This is a genomic window from Lentisphaera araneosa HTCC2155, assembly GCF_000170755.1.
Taxonomy (GTDB): Bacteria; Verrucomicrobiota; Lentisphaeria; order Lentisphaerales; family Lentisphaeraceae; genus Lentisphaera; species Lentisphaera araneosa.
Map to the genome: position 1 here is coordinate 249,068 of NZ_ABCK01000005.1, position 20,005 is coordinate 269,072.

General features: G+C 41.3%; 13 protein-coding genes. 8 read left to right on the forward strand and 5 right to left on the reverse strand.

The features are described 5' to 3' along the window. Positions 1-175: 175 nt before the first annotated feature. Positions 176-1,240, reverse strand: coding sequence for a lactonase family protein (locus tag LNTAR_RS06810; RefSeq protein ID WP_007277926.1), 1,065 nt, complete (start codon positions 1,238-1,240; stop codon positions 176-178). A gap of 342 nt (positions 1,241-1,582) precedes the next feature. Here LNTAR_RS06810 and LNTAR_RS06815 point away from each other — a divergent pair, with 342 nt between their 5' ends. The 4 genes from LNTAR_RS06815 (at position 1,583) to LNTAR_RS06830 (ending at position 6,577) form a co-directional block, all read left to right on the forward strand. After that, positions 1,583-2,254: a 3-keto-disaccharide hydrolase gene (locus LNTAR_RS06815; RefSeq protein ID WP_007277927.1), complete on the forward strand. Its 672-nt coding sequence runs from the start codon at positions 1,583-1,585 to the stop codon at positions 2,252-2,254. A gap of 3 nt (positions 2,255-2,257) precedes the next feature. Next, complete coding sequence (locus LNTAR_RS06820; RefSeq protein WP_007277928.1) at positions 2,258-3,841, forward strand: arylsulfatase; 1,584 nt, start codon at positions 2,258-2,260, stop codon at positions 3,839-3,841. A gap of 64 nt (positions 3,842-3,905) precedes the next feature. Continuing rightward, a complete protein-coding gene (locus LNTAR_RS06825; RefSeq protein ID WP_007277929.1) occupies positions 3,906-4,526 on the forward strand; it encodes an RNA polymerase sigma factor in 621 nt (206 codons plus the stop codon). 26 nt (positions 4,527-4,552) lie between these two features. After that, positions 4,553-6,577 (forward strand): protein kinase domain-containing protein, encoded by a 2,025-nt coding sequence (locus LNTAR_RS06830; protein WP_007277930.1) that lies wholly within the window; start codon positions 4,553-4,555, stop codon positions 6,575-6,577. Between the two features lie 355 nt (positions 6,578-6,932). Here the strand turns inward: LNTAR_RS06830 and LNTAR_RS25295 are convergent, their stop codons facing one another. Continuing rightward, a complete protein-coding gene (locus LNTAR_RS25295) occupies positions 6,933-7,691 on the reverse strand; it encodes a DUF1559 family PulG-like putative transporter (RefSeq protein ID WP_007277931.1) in 759 nt (252 codons plus the stop codon). A gap of 113 nt (positions 7,692-7,804) precedes the next feature. Beyond that, entirely contained in the window at positions 7,805-9,292 is a 1,488-nt protein-coding gene (locus LNTAR_RS06840) for a sulfatase family protein (RefSeq protein ID WP_007277932.1), read from the reverse strand. Positions 9,293-9,398: 106 nt separating this feature from the next. On the opposite strand from LNTAR_RS06840, the gene LNTAR_RS06845 reads away from it, so the two are divergent. The 4 genes from LNTAR_RS06845 to LNTAR_RS06860 all read left to right on the forward strand — a co-directional run bounded on the left by LNTAR_RS06845 (position 9,399) and on the right by LNTAR_RS06860 (position 15,860). Then, positions 9,399-10,856: a sulfatase gene (locus LNTAR_RS06845; protein ID WP_007277933.1), complete on the forward strand. Its 1,458-nt coding sequence runs from the start codon at positions 9,399-9,401 to the stop codon at positions 10,854-10,856. A gap of 120 nt (positions 10,857-10,976) precedes the next feature. Further along, on the forward strand, positions 10,977-12,632 hold the full coding sequence (locus tag LNTAR_RS06850; RefSeq protein WP_007277934.1) for a sulfatase-like hydrolase/transferase: 1,656 nt from the start codon (positions 10,977-10,979) through the stop codon (positions 12,630-12,632). Positions 12,633-12,755: 123 nt separating this feature from the next. Further along, positions 12,756-14,120 carry a sulfatase family protein gene (locus LNTAR_RS06855; protein WP_007277935.1) on the forward strand — a complete coding sequence of 455 codons (1,365 nt, stop codon included), beginning with the start codon at positions 12,756-12,758 and terminating at the stop codon, positions 14,118-14,120. Between the two features lie 294 nt (positions 14,121-14,414). After that, positions 14,415-15,860: an ISNCY-like element ISLar6 family transposase gene (locus tag LNTAR_RS06860; RefSeq protein WP_007277936.1), complete on the forward strand. Its 1,446-nt coding sequence runs from the start codon at positions 14,415-14,417 to the stop codon at positions 15,858-15,860. A gap of 235 nt (positions 15,861-16,095) precedes the next feature. Here LNTAR_RS06860 and LNTAR_RS26555 read toward each other — a convergent pair whose 3' ends face one another. Together LNTAR_RS26555 and LNTAR_RS06870 are read right to left on the reverse strand one after the other, a co-directional pair. Next, complete coding sequence (locus LNTAR_RS26555) at positions 16,096-16,863, reverse strand: type II secretion system protein (protein WP_007277937.1); 768 nt, start codon at positions 16,861-16,863, stop codon at positions 16,096-16,098. A gap of 155 nt (positions 16,864-17,018) precedes the next feature. Continuing rightward, positions 17,019-19,970 (reverse strand): DUF1592 domain-containing protein, encoded by a 2,952-nt coding sequence (locus LNTAR_RS06870; RefSeq protein WP_007277938.1) that lies wholly within the window; start codon positions 19,968-19,970, stop codon positions 17,019-17,021. Between the last annotated feature and the right edge of the window lie 35 nt (positions 19,971-20,005).

Here is a 20,005-nt window from a genome sequence, read left to right on the forward strand (position 1 = left end):
AACATTATAATTCGCGAGCTTGTCGTACTTAAAGATTAATCGACAGTAAAGCAGCGCTTATATACAAATAAGATGCGCTTTGTTGTGATTTTTATCAGACGAATGAAAAATGAGCGGTGAATAAGAAGCCCAAGGGCCTAGCTATAACAATTAGAAATTGTGGTAGCTGTGTAACTTATCTCTCCAAAATGATCATTGGGCCACCCCTAATCTTGAGTTCTTTGAAGAATTTTAATGCGCCATCATTATTGATATGATAAATAATAGTAGACTTATCTTTCTGTGAGGAACTGTATAAAAACTTTCCAGATCGATCAACTATTATCTCTCTAGAGTTCATCGCCTTATTAAGATAAACTCCAACTCTTTTAAGTATTTCCCCCGTATCAATATCTAAACTGAATACTGCGATACTTCCTTGATTGCCATCCTTGCCAGCTCTATTTGATATGAAAAGGAAACGACCATCATGACTTAAGGCAAGCTTTGATGGATTAGCCAAAGTAGCTTCTCTAACAGTTGAAAATTCCTGCCATATTTCAAGACCATCTTTATCGTATTTCAGAGAAACAACTCCACCACCTTTTTCGTAAGTACAGTAAAGCACCTTCTGCTGAGGATGCTGAACTAAACTACGAAAATTGGCATAGCCCTTTTTTTCCAAATCAGGTCCCGTAATAAAAGGTTTAGCTAAAGGACTTAACTTGCCGGACTCCTTGTTGAACTTAAACTGGTACAATCGATTATCCCAATTATGGGGCACAAAGACAAAGTCACCATCATTCGAAAATTTAATATCATGTGGATGGTCTGTTGTAGTGAGCAAATCAACTTGTTTCCCAGTAGAAACATAGTCCCTCATTGCTTGTACCGACACTTGATTAGCACGGTAATGATACATGACATAATAACGGCCATCAGCTGATAATTGCCCCGCACCACTTAATGAGACTTTTCCTGTACCTTTCACAGTTAAGCTCCCCTTTTCACCAACAGAAAGAGTTTGTAGTTCAGAATTTGAAATCGTGTAAATATACTTCCCATTATTTGCTGGTGCCAAACTACTAAGGCCCTTCTTAAACTTTAAGCTTTTGATGAAAGTCAAATCGCCGTTTTGATCTTGAATTAGGTATTGATCAATAGATTTACCTTTTTTATTCAAAAGGTAAAAATATTGTTCCGCATAAACCGTCGGTCCTAAAAAAATAAGCGCGATCAGAGCATTAAGTAAGTATTTCATGTTTTTGTTTTGTATCTATCCCAGTTTTTTGCTGTAAACTTGTATTTCATCCAGCTTATAAGTCAGTCATTATTCTTATTAAGAATTAACTTCATTATAAAACCTCATGCACTGTTAAACAAAATATTATAAGCCTTCACTCAATCTAATTAAAACATGGGACGCCATTTTCCATTATATCTTCAAGAAAAGCTCATAAACCTCTACAAGACTTCTTAGTTAATAGAATTTAATTTGACGGGTGAGTGTCCAAATGTGTAAAGATCTCTTGTGTATATTCGATAAATATTTTCGAATGCCTTCCGGGCACTCATACTACTCACATAAGTAAGGACAAAAGCTATGCGATCATTTTTAATTCTCAGTCTCTTCAGTTTCTCCATTTTTGCAGCGGAGATGAATACCCTCAGTGATGAACAAAAGAGCGAAGGCTGGCAACTGCTTTTTGATGGTAAGACAACAAATGGCTGGGTTAATTACCAATCTGACAAACTCAACCCCCTATGGGTTGCCGAAGATGGCTGCTTAAAGCTAGTAAAAAAAGGTGGTGGCCACATGCACAGCACATCTTCATTTAAAGATTTTGAGCTCAAACTGCAGTGGAAGATCTCTGCAGGTGGCAATAGCGGCGTCTTCCTCAGAGTTACTCCCAAAAGCGCTTCCGGCAGCCCCGAAATGCAGGTCCTCGACAACGAAAAGAATGGCAATGGCAAAGACCCAAAGACCTCTGCTGGCGCACTCTACGGCATCATTGCTGCACCCAAAGGAGCCGTGAAAGCTCAGGGTGAATGGAATCAGGTACATATTATCGCCAAGGGCAAACACTATCAATTTTTCCTCAATGGTGTAAAAACTGCTGATTTTGATATCGATAGCGAGGAATTTCAAAAACTAAAGAGCCAAGGAAAAATGGCTAAGAAAAAGACTTATGGCAGTAATACCGAGGGTCACATTGGCCTTCAAGATCATGGTAAAGAAGTTTGCTTCCGCAACATTATGATTAAGGAGCTCTAATTGATGAAGTGTTTCTTATTCGCACTGCTTTTTTCACTTTTTGCGATCAAGGCTAACGAAAAGCCCAATGTACTTCTTATCCTCGTGGATGATATGGGATACTCGGATATCGGCTGCATGGGCTCAGAGATCCCCACCCCGCACCTCGACTCACTAGCCAGTAATGGCATGCTCTTTACCCAAGCCTACAACACGGCTAAATGCTTCTCAACACGCGCCTCACTCCTCAGTGGAGTTTATTTTCAGCAGACCGACAAAGACTTCACCAACACAAACCTCATTGCAGAAGTCCTTAAGCCACAGGGCTACACCAGCCTCTGGGCCGGCAAACACCACGCCAGTTTTGACCCGCGCACGAGGGGTTTCGACCGCTTTTACGGTTTCCTCGGTGGAGCGGTCAGCTTCTGGAACCCCAGCATGGTTCAGCGAGAAGGTGTAGGCAAACCTGCCAACATCGGTGAATCTCCTTGGATTCTCGACAGCGATGAAAAAACCCTGCCTTTCACGCCTGATAAAGATTGGTATGCGACAGATGCTTTTACTGACAAAGGCATTGCTTGGCTGGAAGAATACAAAGATGATAAACCTTTCTTCCTCTACATGGCTTATAACGCTCCGCACTGGCCCCTTCATGCTCACAAAGAAGATATCGACTTATTCAAGGGCAAGTACGACGCTGGCTTTGAAGCCATTCGTGCGGCTCGTTTCAAACGCCAAATGGATGAAAATATTCTCGGCCCATCTGTAAAAGAATTAGCCGTACCAGATTGGAATGAAATTTGGTCAGAACTTAGCCCCAAAGAAAAAGAGCAGTATGCTCGCCGTATGGAAATCCATGCAGCGATGATGAAAAACCTCGACGACAATATTGGTCGCCTCGTGACTAAACTTAAAGAACAAGGTCGCCTAGATAATACCCTCATCTTTTTTCTTGGCGATAATGGTGCCAGCCCCGAAAGCCCTGACGGTCGTGTTAAAAACTTTGATGTGAATAACTTATCCGGTGATGAAACGAGTTACCCTTCCATTCGCAAAAGCTGGGCTGTAACGGCAAATACACCACTCAATCTCTATAAGTCTTCTTCTTTCGAAGGAGGAACCAATACGCCAATGATCGTTCATTGGCCCAAAGGAATTAAAAAGACAGGGACAAATAACCATACTCCTGTGCACTTAGTCGACATTATGCCCACACTTGTTGAACTTGGTGGTGCTGAATACAAAGCGAGTGAAAAAATCCCTCCCATGCAGGGGGTTTCCATGACTGCTCTATTCAAAGGCGAGTCCATCAATCGCGAGAATCCGCTCTTTTTTCAGTATGCTGGCGGTTCAGCTCTTCGCGATGGTGATTACAAACTCGTAAGAAGAAACTACAAAAAACCCTGGGAGCTTTACAAAGTGTCCACTGATCGTGTTGAAAAACATAATCTCGCCAAAGAAATGCCTGAAAAAGTTGAGGCCATGAATAAAGCCTGGCAGCAAAAATTCAAAGATATGACTGGCAGCTCCTTTACGGATCACCTCAAGGAAAATGAACAGAAAAAGAAAGAAAAAGCCGCAAAAATTGCGAAAAGAAAAAAGAAATAAGTTCTCACTCTTGTGAGCAGGAAGTTAAGTCTGTATAATTCCAGTGACAATAACGGGAGCCAAAATGAGCGATAAGCCAGACCAATTTCTCACAAGAGAAACACTACTTAGCCGTGCAAAGAACCAGGACGATGCCACTGCATGGGAAGACTTTGTTAATTACTACAAGGATTTCATATTCATTGTCATTCGGCACATGAATATTCCTTACAATGATTGTGAGGACTTGATCCAAGAAACCTTGCTCAAAATTTGGAAAAACCTACAAAAATTTGACGTGGATAATGACCGCGCCAAATTCCGCACTTGGTTGAGTACGGTGGTTCGAAACACTGTTCTCAATTATATCGACAAGAAAAATCGCAACTACAAGAAGCAGGAACGCGTTCGCGAAGAGCAAGAAGTACGACCCGAATTATTTAATCAATCTAAGGATGGGCAACTCGACGAATTTATCGAAAAGGAATGGCAAGTTTACGTCACTAACTTGGCGATGAAAAAGATCACGCCCCTCTTCTCTCCTCAAGCAATAGAAGCTTTCCAAAGAAGTTTGGATGGCGAGAGCACCGAAAGTATTGCCGAAAAACTCAACATTAAACCTAACTCAGTTTACAAACTCAAGAACCGCGTCAAAGGTCGCCTCATTCTTGAAATCAAAGCCCTCAAACGCGAACTCGAGCCCTAAGCTTTAGGTCTAAAGCACTTTCCCCCATGACAGATAACAAAGTAGATATGGATTACCGTCTTCTCGACTTCTACGATGAAGTCGATGAAGACGAAAGTGCTCTTCTAGAGGACTCTGCCCCCATCTACTATGAGCTCATGGGGCTTCCCAAGCGCTATACCGATTTTTCATTCCTCGCCAAAGGGGGTATGAAGCAGGTATCAAAAGTTTTTGATCAAAAATCCAATCGTCATGTGGCTTATGCTCAGCTCCTTCCCGAATCACCTCGCGAGCTCTACGAACCCTTCTTGAGAGAAGGTCGCCTCACAGCTTTACTCGAACACCCCAATATTATCACCATCCACGATGTGGGAGTCGACCGTAATGAGCTTCCTTACTTTACGATGGAAATCATGACTGGTCAGACCCTTGCCGAGATCATAAAACAACTCAATGCCAAAGACCCGACTTGTCAATACAGTCAGGATGACCTCCTGCGAATTTTTATTAAAATCTGCGATGCGATTTCCTATGCTCATTCTAAAGGCGTCTTGCACCTAGATATAAAACCCGAAAATATTCAGGTGGGCCAATTTGGTGAAGTGATCATCTGTGATTGGGGACTCGGTAAAATCATTGGCTCAGAAGAGGAAGAAGAAAAAGATTTTGATGAGCTCCTACTGAATCCCGATCTTCTGAACAACATGACCCTAGATGGCGTCATCAAGGGAACGCCAGGCTTCATGGCCCCTGAACAAATCCACAAAATGTGTGATATGTCTGAACAAACCGATATCTATTCTCTCGGATCAATTCTCTACACAATTCTTTGCCTCAAGAGTCCCATTGAAGCAGAAAATACCAAGGAAGCGCTGGCAAAAACAACCCAGGGAGAATTTTTACTCCCCAGTGAACGCCTGCCGGATTCTCCTGTGCCAAAAAGTTTGGAAGCGGTCATTTCAAAGGCCATGGAAAGAAATCCAGAAGATCGCTACGAATCTTGTGTGCAACTTAAGAGTGAACTAGAAAAATACCTCTCTGGTCATGCCACCCATGCAGAAAACGCCGGTATCATCAAACTCTTAAGCCTTCTCTACAAACGTAATAAAACCTTGTCAATCACCATTATCAGTGCCATCACTTTGTTTACCATCGGCGTGATCATTTCTTTCAAATCACTCAAACAGCGTGAGCAAGTTGCGCAGAACGCAAAATTACTTGCCGAAGAAAACCTCCAAAAATACAAAATCTCTCAGGAAGAAAAAGAAAAAGTTCGAGCTCGGCTACAAAGTAATCTCTTGGAAAACTTTAAAGAATTTCGCTCCACTGCAAACCTTAGAGTTTCCGCGAAAAAAATGCAACAAGCCATACTCAATGACCCAGAAAACAAAAAATTGTGGCTGGAACTAGGCAATACTTATTTTATGATGCAGGATTTTGAGAAAAGTATCGAGGCTTTTGAAAAGTCAGGTGCCAAGAAAGATTTTTTACTTATGCGCATCGCGAAAAAATATAAAGATCGCAAAGGCAATAGACGCTTATTGAGTGGTGATGATTTAGGGGCGTTATTTCGCGATATAAATAATCCTATTCGTTGGCCGGTAAAGCGCACCATGCTCTTATTTGATTCAATTACCCGTGCAAATCACGATGACCATACAGTGGTGGTCAAATCTCTATTGGAAGAATTTAACCCAGAATGGAATGGCGCCTTTAAATATAGTGTCAGGCACTCACTCCTTATCACGGGTCCCCATTTAAAAACACTCGCTAAATTTGATCACCAAAACACCCCCTATTGCTTATTAAGCACTCTGAAAATCAATTCACTGCACCTCTACAAAACATCTTTTTCTGACCTGCATCAAATCCGTGGTCTCAACATCAATAAACTGGATATACGAGGTACGAAAGTCAGCGACTTAAGTCCTCTACAATTCCAAACAAAAATTCGTATCTTAATTATTCTGCCGGGTCAATTCACTAAAGAACAGCTCAAGCAGCTCCCTTCCTGGATTGCCTATCGTCAAGAAACTTATGAAAAGTCCCCGATTAAAGGACTTAATAAATAAATTTAAGAGTACCCAGTTAACGATGTATATATATCTACAGCATAGGTAAATTATGGTGAAACCATTAAACTTTAATTAGCTTAGGGCAAAGCCCTAAAATAAACGAAGGGAGGAAGATATCATGCCTCTAGGTATGAAACTGAGAAGGCTGTTGAAGTAGTGTACCTAAAGGCACACAATTTTTCACCTTTGTACAAAACCCCACATTATATGTGGGGCTATTTAAAGTGACATCGCTTTGCGATGTGAGTTCTCATCGTTAATTGCTTAATCGTAAATAAATTTAAGGTTCAAGGCAGCAAAGCAGATCAATTCTAATGACTATTGCTTATATCAACTAAATTGATGAGAAGCTTTATTTCCAGCAATCCCACAGTGTCTCTTGAACATCACTAGTCGACCAAGCGTCAAACAGAGGGAAAGTGGTTTGCATAAAGTTTATATACCGAACGGACCCGTCACTCATGCCCCAATTGGTTTTATAACCATCATGTAGCCAAAAATCTAGGTCACTCACTTTATCTTGAAAATCATCGATTTGAATATTGGCATTTGATCCCGTCCCAATAACTTTTTCCACACCTTCCCCAATCATGAGCGCATCATTATTGAGCTGAGTAATTTTCATACTTACTTGTGTACCATCATGGTCACCAGCCATCCATCCCCTGTGCTGGGCTTTAACGTTACCTGAATTTGTTAGGCCATACTTCGTTGGTCCATAGGAGGTTATAGGATGGCTTGGGTTATTACCTGAAGGCACAAATTCAGGACAGGCAAAAGTAGGAAAACTTGTGACTTGATTTTTTCCTTCGCTAATACCTGGTGAACGATTTTTATACTGATTGTCAGTTAAGTCTATATTTAAGTAGGAAAAAATCCTATCTGTCCAACCAACATTGTCACCCGTCCCTGTCGTATAATTAGTTGGAAAATATTGGTCATGATCATCAGTGTACATAAATAAAGCAGTCACAATCTGTTTATTATTATTGACACATATCGCTTTCATTGCTGTCTTACGTGCCTTTCCTAAAGCTGGTAAAAGTAAAGAGGCTAAAATTCCTATGATGGCCACGACTACTAAGAGTTCAATTAAGGTGAATTTTTTCATAATTATAAATCCCGTTTTATATAATCACTAAGTTCCTAAAAATTTTAGGACATCACTGACTTCATTTTTCATAAAAACCTGACATTCTTATCAACTGAGAATATCAAAGCTATTTACTTTTTGTTTTTCTTCGATTTATCGCGTTTCACCATGACCACGCGCTCATCTGGAACTTCGTAGTAATCGCGGATGCTAGTGTATTCCTCTTTCATTTCTTTAATCTTAGACGCCATCTCGGGATTATTGTAGAGATTATTCATTTCAGCGGGATCATTTTTAAGGTCATAGAATTCCCAATGATCTTTTCCTTTGGCTTTTTTACCATAGAATTTAATGAGTTTATAATCACCAGTACTTACGCCATCGTGCATCGTCACGCCATGACCCTCCATGTAATAATGGTAGTAAAGGCTCTTGCGCCAGTCTTTCGGTGTCTCACCCTCAAATAGGGGCACTAGACTTTCTCCCTGCATATCACTAGGCGCCTCAACACCTGCAATGTCTAAAAACGTTTCCGCGAAATCAATATTCTGACAAAGATCCGTGTTAACGCTTCCCGGCTTGGTCACACCCGGCCATTTCACAATGTAAGGAGTTCTAAAAGATTCTTCATACATCCAGCGCTTATCAAACCAGCCATGCTCTCCAAGATAAAAGCCCTGATCTGAACTGAACATGACAATAGTGTTGTCATCAATGCCGTCTGCTTTGAGTTGATCGAGCAAGCGCCCCACGTTTTCATCAACACCAGCGACACAGGCAAAATAATCTCTCATGTAAGCTTGGTACTTCTGACGTGTCAACTCTTCTTTAGATAGGTCTTTATTTAACAAATATTTTCTGTGTTCCCAAATATTTGTTTTCAAGTCTTTTTCCAGATTCATATGCTCGCGAATGCCCATAGAGTGTTGCACGGCCATATCGCGAGTTTTGTAATCGTCAAAAAGAGTCTTGGGCTCAGGAAATACCGTATCTTTAAACTTTTCGACAAAGCGAGGCGCAGGAATCCATGCACGGTGAGGAGCCTTATAATGAACCATCAACATAAAGGGTTTATCTTTATCGCGCTTTTCATTGTACCATTCAAGAGCCCGATTAGTGATCACATCAGAGGAATGTCCCTCATGATTCACTTTGCCTTCAGCTGTTAGTAAGGCTGGGTTGATATACTTGCCATGACCCGGGAGGGTTTCCCAATGATCAAAACCTTGAATCTCTCCCTGCAAATGAGTTTTTCCAAATAAAGCTGACTGATATCCGCCTTTGCCAATCAATTTCTGAAACTGCATCTGATCGTGATTAAACTTTTCAACGTTACCGTACTTACCGTTTTTGTGACTGTGCTTACCTGTGAGTAAGGCCGCGCGACTTGGAGCACACACAGAATTACAAACATAAGTTTTATCAAAGCGCATGCCTTCTCTAGCAAGTCCATCAATATTTTTGGTCATATTCATCTCGGCAAAGCGACTGCCGTAGGCGCCGATGGCATTGACTGCCATGTCATCACAAAAAAGCCATAGAATATTTGGTTTCTTACTCTTTGCGTCTTCCGCAAAAACTAAGCCAGAAAGCAGAATCATTATAAAAAATCGAGTCATTTTATTTTTTCCCTGTATATATTTTTCATTTCGATACGATTAATAGAAGTACACCAAGCCTAGGAATTAAGCTGGACACATAAAACGAATTAAATAGGGATCATACGTGAAACTCATTCTCACTTTTTTATTTTTCACTCTTTCAAGCCCGCTCCTGTCGGACCAGCGCCCAAATATTGTCTTTGTTTTAATCGACGACCTTGGCTGGAATGGACTGAGTTCATATGGCAATAAGTATGTGCAGACCCCACATCTAGATAAACTGGCAAAAGAAGGCGCACGCTTTACCGATGCCTACGGAATGGGGCAATGCTCACCTGCCCGCTTTGCATTTCTCACTGGACAATCGGCTGCGCGCACGAATCACACCGCCGTGGTTCTCGAAAAACATCTGCTACCCAATGCTCGCCTCATCCAACCTGAATCTAATCGTACTCTTGACCCTAAATCAATCAATATTGGCCGAGAACTCAAAAACACTGGCTATCGCGTCGGTGTCATCGGCAAATGGCATATCGATGTAGAGGAAAGCCGAGTGCGCGCTCAAATGGGTTCCCCAAAGTATATTGCTCAGTGGGGCTTTGATCACATCAAAATGAAAAAGCAACCAAATGATCCCAAAAGTGTCATGGCTTATTCACAGGCAGTTATTGACTATCTCAAACAGGATCAATCCAAGCCAACTTTTGCCTACCTCGCACACACCACATTGCATACAGCTTTAGCGGCGCCTGCTGAACTTATACAAAAATATGTGGCTATGGGCTACAACAAAAGCCCTGATAAAAAAGGCAGCTGGGAAGATCGTCCGATTGCGGATTACTTCGCGATGATTGATTACATGGATCAAAGCATCGGCCTTTTGATGAAAGGCATCGAGGAAATGAAAAGTGATCGCGAAACCCTCGTCATTTTCATGTCAGATAATGGTGGCCTCTCACGAGTTTGGGAAAACGAACCACTTCGTCGTGGCAAAGGCTCTGCTTATGAGGGTGGCATTCGCGTCCCTCTTATCATGCACTGGCCTGAAAGGATCAAAGCTGGACAAACGATTTCTGAACCTGTTCACATAACTGACTTATTTCCTAGTTTTTTAAGCATTGCAGATACCCCCATCCCCGCCAATCATCCCCTCGATGGTATGAACATCATGCCCCTAGTAAATGGTGGGAACATTGAAAGAGAGTTCTTCTGTATTCACATGCCCGTCTACGTCCCTCATTACAGCCACACCCCAAGTAGTGTAATTCGCATGGGAGATTATAAATTAGTGAAGTTCTTTGGCGATTATATTGCGGACCCCGCAAGTAAAGAAATCACCGCTGAAGGACGAATTGAACTCTTCAACTTGCGAAATGATCTCGGCGAAACAAAAGACCTCTCAAAAGAAATGCCAGAAAAAGCTAAAGAGATGGAACGAAAATTAATGAACTGGCTCGCTGAAAGAAAGGCATATATGCCGAAGATTAACCCCAAATTCAATGCTAAAAAATGGAGTGACTCTATCGCTAGCAAAGTGGATTCCTACGGCAAAAGCATCTATAAAAAAGATCAAAAGAAGTAGTTAAAACTACTTTTAAAAATTTACCCCCCCCTTCTTAGTTTCCATTATTTTGGCCATCCTCATGTCCATATTATATCTTTAGCTATGTGTATCGAATCGATACTAATAAAGGATATAATTATGAATTGGAAAATCACTCAAAGCACCGCTTTAGCACTGACTTTTGTCGCATCTTGTCTATCATTAACGGGTAAAGAGCTCCCCGCAAAGAAGCCTAATATCGTCATTATCCTTGCCGACGATATGGGCTATTCAGATCTTGGCTGCGTAGGCGGTGATATTCAGACCCCAAATCTCGATAAATTGGCGAAAGACGGCTTGCTCTTCCCCAATTTTTATAACAATGCAAAATGTGCTCCTACCCGTGCATCGCTCATGACGGGTGTTTCGAATCATAAAACAGGTGCCGACCACGGCTCTGGTAATGTCATCGACTATGGTGGACTAAGCATCGCAGAAGCTCTTGAGGGTGAATATGTCAATCTCATGATCGACAAATGGCATATCACTCCCAAGCCCATGGACCTTGGTTTTTCTCGCTACTTTGGCAGTCCTCTTTCAGCAATCTTTTATTGGCCAACTGAAGATAAAAAGAAAGATGCTGGAAAAATGAGAATCGACGACAGGCAGTACACTGTTGAAGATATGGAAGTACCCCTCGAAGAATGGTACCTAACGACAGAAGACACCCGTTATGCTAATCGCTTTATAGAAGAAGAAATCATTCAAAAAAAGAGTGATAAACCCTTCTTTATGTATTATGGATCACATGCCCCTCACTGGCCTTTGCAAGCCCTGGAAGAAGATGTACAACTCTACCTAGATGTCTTTAAAAATGGCACCGATGACGTTCGTCAAAAACGTTATCAATACATGATCAAAAATGGCATTTTCGATGCCGAAAGCTGTAAACTTGAACCGGCTGTAAATGCCTGGAAAGACTTAAGTCCTGAACGCAAAAAATATTACCAGCGCGCTTTAGCCGTGCATTACGCCATGGTTCACCGCATGGATGTGGAACTCGGACACTTCTTTGATTACCTAAAGAAAAATGATCTTTGGGACAATACCCTGATTTTCTTCATGTCGGATAATGGCGCCAGCGGTGAAGGAAGCGAGACAATGATCCCGAAAGGTGGCAAACTAGGCGCCCGTGGAACGCGCGCAAGAATTGATGGAATCGGAGCGCAAATGTGCAACACTCCATTCCGCGGAAATAAATCTACTCTCAATGAAGGCGGTGTTGCTACTCCCATGATTGCTCACTGGCCAGCTGGCTTCGGCAAGCCTGGTAAAATTAACCGTCAGGTTGGTCATATTATTGATCTCATGCCGACAATTCTCGATATCACAGGAATCGAGTACCCAGAAACTTATAAAGGTCGTAAAATACTCGATCTCGATGGTGTGAGCCTCCTTCCTGCTTTACTGGAAGACAAAGAATTTGAACGTTCTTTTGTTCAGTACTATGAAGGACACGAAAATATTCACGATGGCGAGTGGAAGCTCTATCGAAAAAATAAAAAACAGCCAAATGCTCCAAAATCCCCCTGGCAGCTCTATAATTTAAAGAGCGATCGGACTCAGCAAAATGATCTGGCTGCGAAATTCCCTGAACGAGTCGCTGAACTCGAAAAGAAATACCAGAACTGGGAAAAAGAAGTCGCGGCTATCCAAGCTGAAGTTTATAAAAAACATCCCAAATATTCACCCGAAGAGAAGTATAAATCGAAACTTGCCAAGGGAAAAATCAAAAATAAGAAACCAAAGAAATAAGCCCTGTTTTTTGAAGCTGAATTAGCCTATTTCTTAACTGTGATCAACATATTAACTAAATAATTGTAATCCCGAGTCATTTTTTATAAAATTCGGGGTGTATAAAAAGAAAAAGGCTTTTTTATGCTCAAGTTTATTCTCATTTCGTTTTTCAGCGTCTTTGCGCTCTCCGCAAAAACTCCCAACATAGTCATTCTGCTTGCAGATGATCTTGGCTACAAAGATATTGCTTGTTATAAGGGTCCAGTCGAAACTCCAAACATTGATTCTCTGGCTGTAAAAGGCACCAAGTTCGAGACCTTTTATTCTGGTAGCGCCGTTTGCTCTCCTTCGCGAGCCACCCTCATTACTGGGCGTCACCATATAAGAACGGGAATATATAGCTGGGTTCACGACGCCACCCAAAAAACTCATCTACTCGAAAGAGAAATCACCCTCGCTGAAATGCTTAAAGAAAAGGGCTATATGACGGCTCACTTTGGTAAGTGGCACCTCGGTATGACAGGTAAAAAAGCGAAAAAACCAAATCCCGATGCCCACGGTTTTGATTATTGGTTTGCCACGGGAAACAATGCTGCTCCGAGTCACAAAAACCCCAATAACTTTGTTCGCAATGGCAAAGAAGTTGGTCCTTTAGAAGGTTATTCAGCTCAGCTTGTTGTGGACGATGCCATCAACTGGCTCGATAAGCGTGAAGATACAGAATCTCCTTTTTTCATGAATGTTTGGTTTCACGAACCCCACAAAAAAATGGCCGCTCCAGAAGACATCATCAAAAAATACAAAGATCAAAAAAAGTCTAAAAACGAAGACCTCTACTCAGCTACGATCGACAACACGGATCAAGCTGTTGGACGATTGCTCAACAAACTTGCGGAAGTCGCAAAGCCTGAAGACACACTCATTATCTACAGTTCCGATAACGGCAGTTTTTTAAGCGAACGCACTGAACCTTTTTTAGGTAATAAAGGAAGCAATTACCAAGGCGGCTTACGCGTCCCAGGAATTATTTCTTGGCCAGGTCATGTCAAAGAAAGTCAAGTCGTTCAAGAAACCGCAGCCTTGGTAGATATCATGCCCACATTAAGAGCGATTGTAGAAAACCCCAACCCATCAGGCCTTCACTTGGATGGTACTGACCTCAGCCCCCTACTCTTTGCGGAACCCGCAAAATTTGAACGTCAGCAAGCTCTCTTTTGGCATCTTCACAAAGCTAAGGCCATTGTTGCTATGCGTCAGGGTAAATACATGATACATGCCGCACCTGATTACGACATGAAAAAAGCCAACCTCTTTGATGAAAAGCTTATCCCCATCGTAAAAAGTGGTAAGTACAAAGACTTTGAGCTCTTTGATTTAGAGCTCGATCCGGGTCAAGAAAAAAATATTGCTAGTCAAAATCCCGAGCTCACTCAAAAGCTCATCAAGCAGCTTTACCAAATCAACGATAGCATCATGGCTGACGGCACAGACTGGCATTTAAAGTAGTTTTCATTGGGTAAAAGGCTAGCAATAGCAAGCCCTTCAAAGGAAGTTGAGGGATTCGTCCCTCATCATTTAATCAAATCATAATAGTCAGCAAATATTTATGCACCGTTCCTACAGCACGGTAGAGCTTTACGCAAAATCTCCTATGGTTAAAACCATAGGCTAGATGCACTCCGACAGTTCATTCAAGAGGCTCATAAATAATAGCTTTAAAATGTATTTATTTGTAAAAAATTCCGCCTAAAATGCTATATTGTAGTTCTTTACAAAAACAAATAGCAGGCGGAATTCATCATGAACGATACTCTTTTTTCCGAATATTTCATCGGGGAACTACAACAAACGGCAGGAATTTTAAGCGGTCCGCTGAAGATTGCGGGGGAAATCATACTTCTTCCTGAATTTGAAGGGATCCGAAAAGCGATTGAGAGTGATCAATTCCAGTTGAGTATGGATAGGGCCGCTACTAAAAATCGCGAATTTAAAAATGGCAATACCAAAAAGCATCCACCAGCGGAATTAGTGGTTGCCTTGTTCATAGCCCGTCACTTTTATAATAATTGTTACGGGGAACGCGGCTATAGCATGTTATGTGAGAACAGTTCATTACATCAATTTATCGGGCGCCTAGGCATCGGGAAGTTCCCTTCACGCAATACGATTCATGAACAGATTTCTGCACTTTCTGAACATACCCTTACACTTTTTCATCAAGCTATTTTGAACTGTGTCAAAGCATGTGACTTAGATGATTTCTCAGCAGTAATCATTGATTCCACAGCCATCAAAGCCGATTCGTCCTGGCCGGTTGATAGTGCATTACTGAAGAACCTTAGTTGTAAAGTTATGAAAAATATTCAGAAAGTACATGATAAGCTCCCTTGCCTTGAACGTAGAGGAATCCCTCTCAAACGTCTACAGAATTACTGTGATGATATGAGTAACTTGGATTTTGTGATTTCGATGTTTAAAGGGAAGAAAGGAGCCAAGAAAATGAGGTATAAGTCTTATACACAAGAACTTTTGCCGAGGTGTCGAAAATTTATAACACGCCTGGAAAAGGTTCTACCTAAAATCAAACAGCACTGTAGCAGTATAAAGTCCTCGATGCTTGATGAAGATTTTTCTCGCTTTATTGATAAAGTTTTGATGGTTGAGCACCGCTTTAAGATGGCTCCTGAGGACTACGATGCCAAGACGGCAAGAAAAATTTACAGTATGAGTGATGACGACGCTGCCTTTATCAAAAAAGGCGGTCGTGAAACAGTTTTTGGTTATCGTCCAAACTTTGCTTTTAGTGCCAATGGTTTTCTGACTTCTTTCATTTTGGAATCTGGAAATACCAGTGACAGTAAAGTCTTTGCAGATTGCCTTGTGGAAAATAAAAAAATGACTGGAGAATCCGCTATGATGGTCAGTGTTGATGATGGATATAGCTCTGCAACGAATTTGGATTACGCCATAGAACAGGGAGTGGAATTAGTCAGTATCAGCGGTTCAAAGGGCAAGAAGCTTCTGGGAGAAGAAATTTATGAAAGTGAAAACTATCAGCTGGCGAGAAACATCCGCTCAATCTCTGAAGCGGGGATTTCAAAGATGAAGAACTATCACAATCTTGAGAGGTTTACCGTTTGTGGCTTAAAGAGAGTTCGACAGGAAACGCTCATAAGCACTATAGGGTTCAACTTGGAGAGACTCTACCAGTTATTATCTCAAATCGAACTTCAAGTTGCTGCGTAGAATGTCGGAGTGCATCAGGCTAGAATATGCTCCGTACCCTTGGCACGATAATTCTAAACTATTTTGATTTTTTAGGTACAGCGTACCGAAAGACAAAAGCGTGCGGAGTCCACGCTTCAGCGTTTGGGAGAGAAAATTATACCTGCATATCGCCCACGCTTTAGATCAGTCTACCCTTAAAAAAAGCCTTCATGACCTTTAAGCCACAGGCATTCATTGTTATCAAAGAAAATTTCTACTGCCAACAATCCCACAGTGTCTCACGCACATCATTAGTGCCCCAGGCATCGTACAGTGGTAAGGTTGTCTGCATAAAATTCATATACTGAACTGATCCATCCGCCATTGTCCAGTTTAATTTATAGCCCTCATGTAGCCAAATCGTTGGATCATTTTGCTCGCTCTGATAATCTGTAATTTCCACATCCGTATTAGATGCTGTACCAAGAACCTGCTCTTTGCCTTCTGCGATTAATATCGACTTATTATTAATTTCATTTACAGTCATACTCACCCCATCAGTTGCATCCTTTACCCAAGGAGCCATCCAACCTCTTTTTTTACCTTTGACATCGCCACTATTAGTCAGTTGAAACCTACTCGGGTTGTAAGCTGTGACAGTTAAATCTGCATAACCAGCATTACTCGGAATCAATTCTGGACATGAAAAAGCTGGATAACTCGTCACTTGGTTCTTACCATCTATGATTCCAAAATCTCTGTTTTTTATTTGCGTTTCAGTCAAATTTAAACTGAGGTAAGTTGAGATACGATCAGCCCAACTGATATTTTTTATAAGATCACCAGATGTATTAATTGGAAAGTGTCCATTTGAATCATCTGTGTACATAAAAAGAGCTGTTGCAATTTGTTTTTGATTATTCACACAAATAGCTTTCTTTGCTTTCTTACGGGCCTTACTCAATGAAGGCATGAGTAAAGAAGCCAAAATCCCTATGATGGCCACCACAACTAAAAGTTCAATCAATGTAAATTTTTTCATATATTCAACCTTATATATTTACTATTCTTACAAAAGATTCATCGATAATAACTCGTCACCAATGAGATTAACTAAGGACATAAAATCTCAAGGCCAAAACCTTAATGATCATTTTTATAATATTTTTATCTAAAAACGCCTTTTTTCCTCATTTTTCACTTCCGGCGAAATAAATCAGATTTCACAACCGCCATAACAAGATCTCTAAAGTTTTCTTTTCTTCGGCCAATGCTGGCGACTTTTGCTTTTTCAAAAGAACGAACTTCGCGCCCTAAAGCATAAGTAAGAAGTTTTGTCGTTAAGGCCTGAGTAAAGACATCTTGCTTGGAGATAAGGATTTTTTTAAAGTCCACGATATCATCAAAGCGTTGACCTCTTGCCATTCTTCCAGAAGCATCCACTGGCATGACCTGCATTTTCTTACGGTTTTCATTATAGTTATCACGCCAACGCCCTACATGATCAAAGTTTTCCAAGGCAAAACCCGGCGGATCAATTTTATCGTGGCAAGAAGCACAATTTTTATCCGTCGTATGCTGAACTAAAAGCTGACGAATGGTTTTTGCCCCTCTGATATCAGGCTCAATCGCAGGAACTCCAGGGGGTTCTTTTAAGTGCTCTCCAAAAATATTTTCTACCACCCAAGCACCTCGAACAACCGGAGTCGTATCAATGCCGTCTGCCGTTGCTGTGAGCAAACTCATTTGTCCTAAAAGCCCACCTCTTCGTGGATCTGACAACTTCACTTTTTTATAGGCATTGTACTTAAATGAGGAAACATCTTTTCGACCATAAAAAGTCGCTAAACCTCTGTTCATAAAGGTGTAATCTGAATTGAGGAAGTTTCTTATTTTCCCATTGCTATACAACAAGTCTTTAACAAAATGAAGTGTTTCTTGACGCCCGGCATGCTCTAAGTCATTGACGTAATAATCAACATTCTGCTTGCGGTCGGGAGGCATCGTTCCGAGTTTATTGAGTTGCAGCCAACCATCCGAAAAATTATTAATAAAGCCCTCAATCTTGGGACTTTTCATCATGCGTATAACTTGCTTTTCTAATATGCTTGGGTGACGTAACCTCCCGGCTTTCGCATAAGCCATTAACTCTTTATCAGGCATAGATGACCAAAGAAAGTAAGAAAGGCGATTTGCTAAGGCATAATCATTTAAGGTGCCTTCATTTTCCTGTAAGTAAAAGAATTGGGGTGAAGACAGGACCGCTACTAAACCTGCCTTAATACTTTCTTCTTTCGTGAAACCACTACTTAATAAGCGTTTCATCATTGCTTTAATCGCTGCAGTATCTTCAGACTTAATCGATCTCCTAAATGCTCGGCTCGCAAATGAATCAATCGCTGTGTTGATATTGATTTCGTTTAAAGTCTTTTTAGCAAATAGATTTTTATGTGATGCAATTGGCCATTCGTCATAAAAAGGTCCCTCAATCTTGTACTCAAATACCCGAACAACTGGACCGTGATCCCTCATAACGTCCTGAGCTGCTAAAAATCCACCAAAAGGACCTGTTCTGCCTTTATAGAATTTTTTAAATTTCTTACGATCAAATTTGCCTTTTGCAGGCTTGAAGAATGGGATAGAATTGGGAAAACCTATTTTCGCTGTGTAACCCTTATCGATCCAGTACTTACCGGAAACCTCCATGACTTTTTCATCTTTAAGTTCAAACTCTTGTGCCGTTCTATCTGAAGCCGTGAAATAATTGGAGTCCCCTGTTCGTGGGTCCGTCAACACAATGGAGGCTCTGAGTAACTGATCCTGTGGGACTTTGAAGGACTTGGGATTAAGATCGTGCTTACGATTGCGGGCCTGAACTTTTGCCGTCACCTTATAATAACCAGACTCAGGCACGCCACTGAGTTGCTCCGGGTGAAAAGCGTAAGAACGTTGCTCCACAAGGTCCATAAACTTATCTTTGCCTAAAACTCTTGCAGCTTTTAAAACATTATTACTTTTTGAGTACGGGGGACGAAAAGTATTCGTTTGAATTTCTGGCTTATCGCCAAAATAGACCGCTTTATTTATGGCCTCCTCTGCTGCCTCTATATATGCCTCTAAGTGAAATGACGACACCTGAAGGGCTTCACCATTATTCTTAAAATTTTCTTTAAGCTCATCAGTGGGGAAATTTCTACTTAGATCGAGCAAGGAGGTATCAATTTTTAGCAAATCGCCAACTGTTCTGTTATACTCATTGTTATTAAGTCGACGCAAATGGGTATAAGTCGCCTTTTTCATATCTTCTTTGCCTGCGACCATCTGCTTCTGAATCCAAGCCATCATACTTTTTCGTTCTTGCTCACTCGGTTGATTTTCCTCTTCAGGAGGCATCTCGCCCTCTTTGATTTGATCATATATATCATGCCACATTTCTAAGGTGTCTGCATTGGTATGAAAGCCATTGAGTTCTTCCAAATTCAACTCGCCTTTATCTTTGCTATTATTGTGGCAATCGAGGCAATATTGAGTTAAAAAAGGCTGAACTTTTTCATCAACTCCTTTGATTTCTGGAGGTCCTACAGGTTCAGGCTTCACGTAAGGGGCTGTAGATTCGATCACTGCTGGCTCAGAATAATCATCTTCTTCAAATGAACTCTTATCTAACTCATTATTCTCCGACGCGCTAGCCTCTTCAGAGGCTTCTAAAGGCTCCCCTACTTTAGGTGCATTATTTTTAGCAATCTTCTGATCGTCCACCATCGCAGACTGGAATTTGTCTTTAAAGAAAAATATGGCCGCTCCAGTAAACACAATAAATAGAAAAGCAGTGACCAGTAGGCCATTACCACTTTTTTGCTGAACACGAGTTTTTCTTCTTGTTGAACTCCGAGCTTTTGTAGGGTTAGATCCCCGCATCGTTTTTTTACGCGAAGGATTAGTTTTGGGGCGTTTCTGTGGCTGATTACTCGAGTCGACGACTTGAGGCTCACTTACTAATGGCTCCTGAGGCGTCACCTCTTCAGCTGCTGCCGCATTAGGAACAGCAATAGAACTTGCACACTGGGGACATTCTATATTTTGACCAGCAGCACTGTCTTCGCAAACCAACTTTTGGTCACAATGAGGGCAATAAAATTTTATATCCATACCGCATCCAAATTTACAGAGTTAAAGGACACCAT

What these genes read in the sequence shown, in the direction of transcription:
- LNTAR_RS06840 (WP_007277932.1), bottom strand. Translation starts at nt 9,292, where the DNA reads ATGACTCGATTTTTTATAATGATTCTGCTTTCTGGCTTAGTTTTTGCG.
- LNTAR_RS06860 (WP_007277936.1), top strand. Translation starts at nt 14,415, where the DNA reads ATGAACGATACTCTTTTTTCCGAATATTTCATCGGGGAACTACAACAA.
- LNTAR_RS25295 (WP_007277931.1), bottom strand. Translation starts at nt 7,691, where the DNA reads ATGAAAAAATTCACCTTAATTGAACTCTTAGTAGTCGTGGCCATCATA.
- LNTAR_RS06820 (WP_007277928.1), top strand. Translation starts at nt 2,258, where the DNA reads ATGAAGTGTTTCTTATTCGCACTGCTTTTTTCACTTTTTGCGATCAAG.
- LNTAR_RS06850 (WP_007277934.1), top strand. Translation starts at nt 10,977, where the DNA reads ATGAATTGGAAAATCACTCAAAGCACCGCTTTAGCACTGACTTTTGTC.
- LNTAR_RS06830 (WP_007277930.1), top strand. Translation starts at nt 4,553, where the DNA reads ATGACAGATAACAAAGTAGATATGGATTACCGTCTTCTCGACTTCTAC.
- LNTAR_RS26555 (WP_007277937.1), bottom strand. Translation starts at nt 16,863, where the DNA reads ATGAAAAAATTTACATTGATTGAACTTTTAGTTGTGGTGGCCATCATA.
- LNTAR_RS06855 (WP_007277935.1), top strand. Translation starts at nt 12,756, where the DNA reads ATGCTCAAGTTTATTCTCATTTCGTTTTTCAGCGTCTTTGCGCTCTCC.
- LNTAR_RS06815 (WP_007277927.1), top strand. Translation starts at nt 1,583, where the DNA reads ATGCGATCATTTTTAATTCTCAGTCTCTTCAGTTTCTCCATTTTTGCA.
- LNTAR_RS06810 (WP_007277926.1), bottom strand. Translation starts at nt 1,240, where the DNA reads ATGAAATACTTACTTAATGCTCTGATCGCGCTTATTTTTTTAGGACCG.
- LNTAR_RS06825 (WP_007277929.1), top strand. Translation starts at nt 3,906, where the DNA reads ATGAGCGATAAGCCAGACCAATTTCTCACAAGAGAAACACTACTTAGC.
- LNTAR_RS06870 (WP_007277938.1), bottom strand. Translation starts at nt 19,970, where the DNA reads ATGGATATAAAATTTTATTGCCCTCATTGTGACCAAAAGTTGGTTTGC.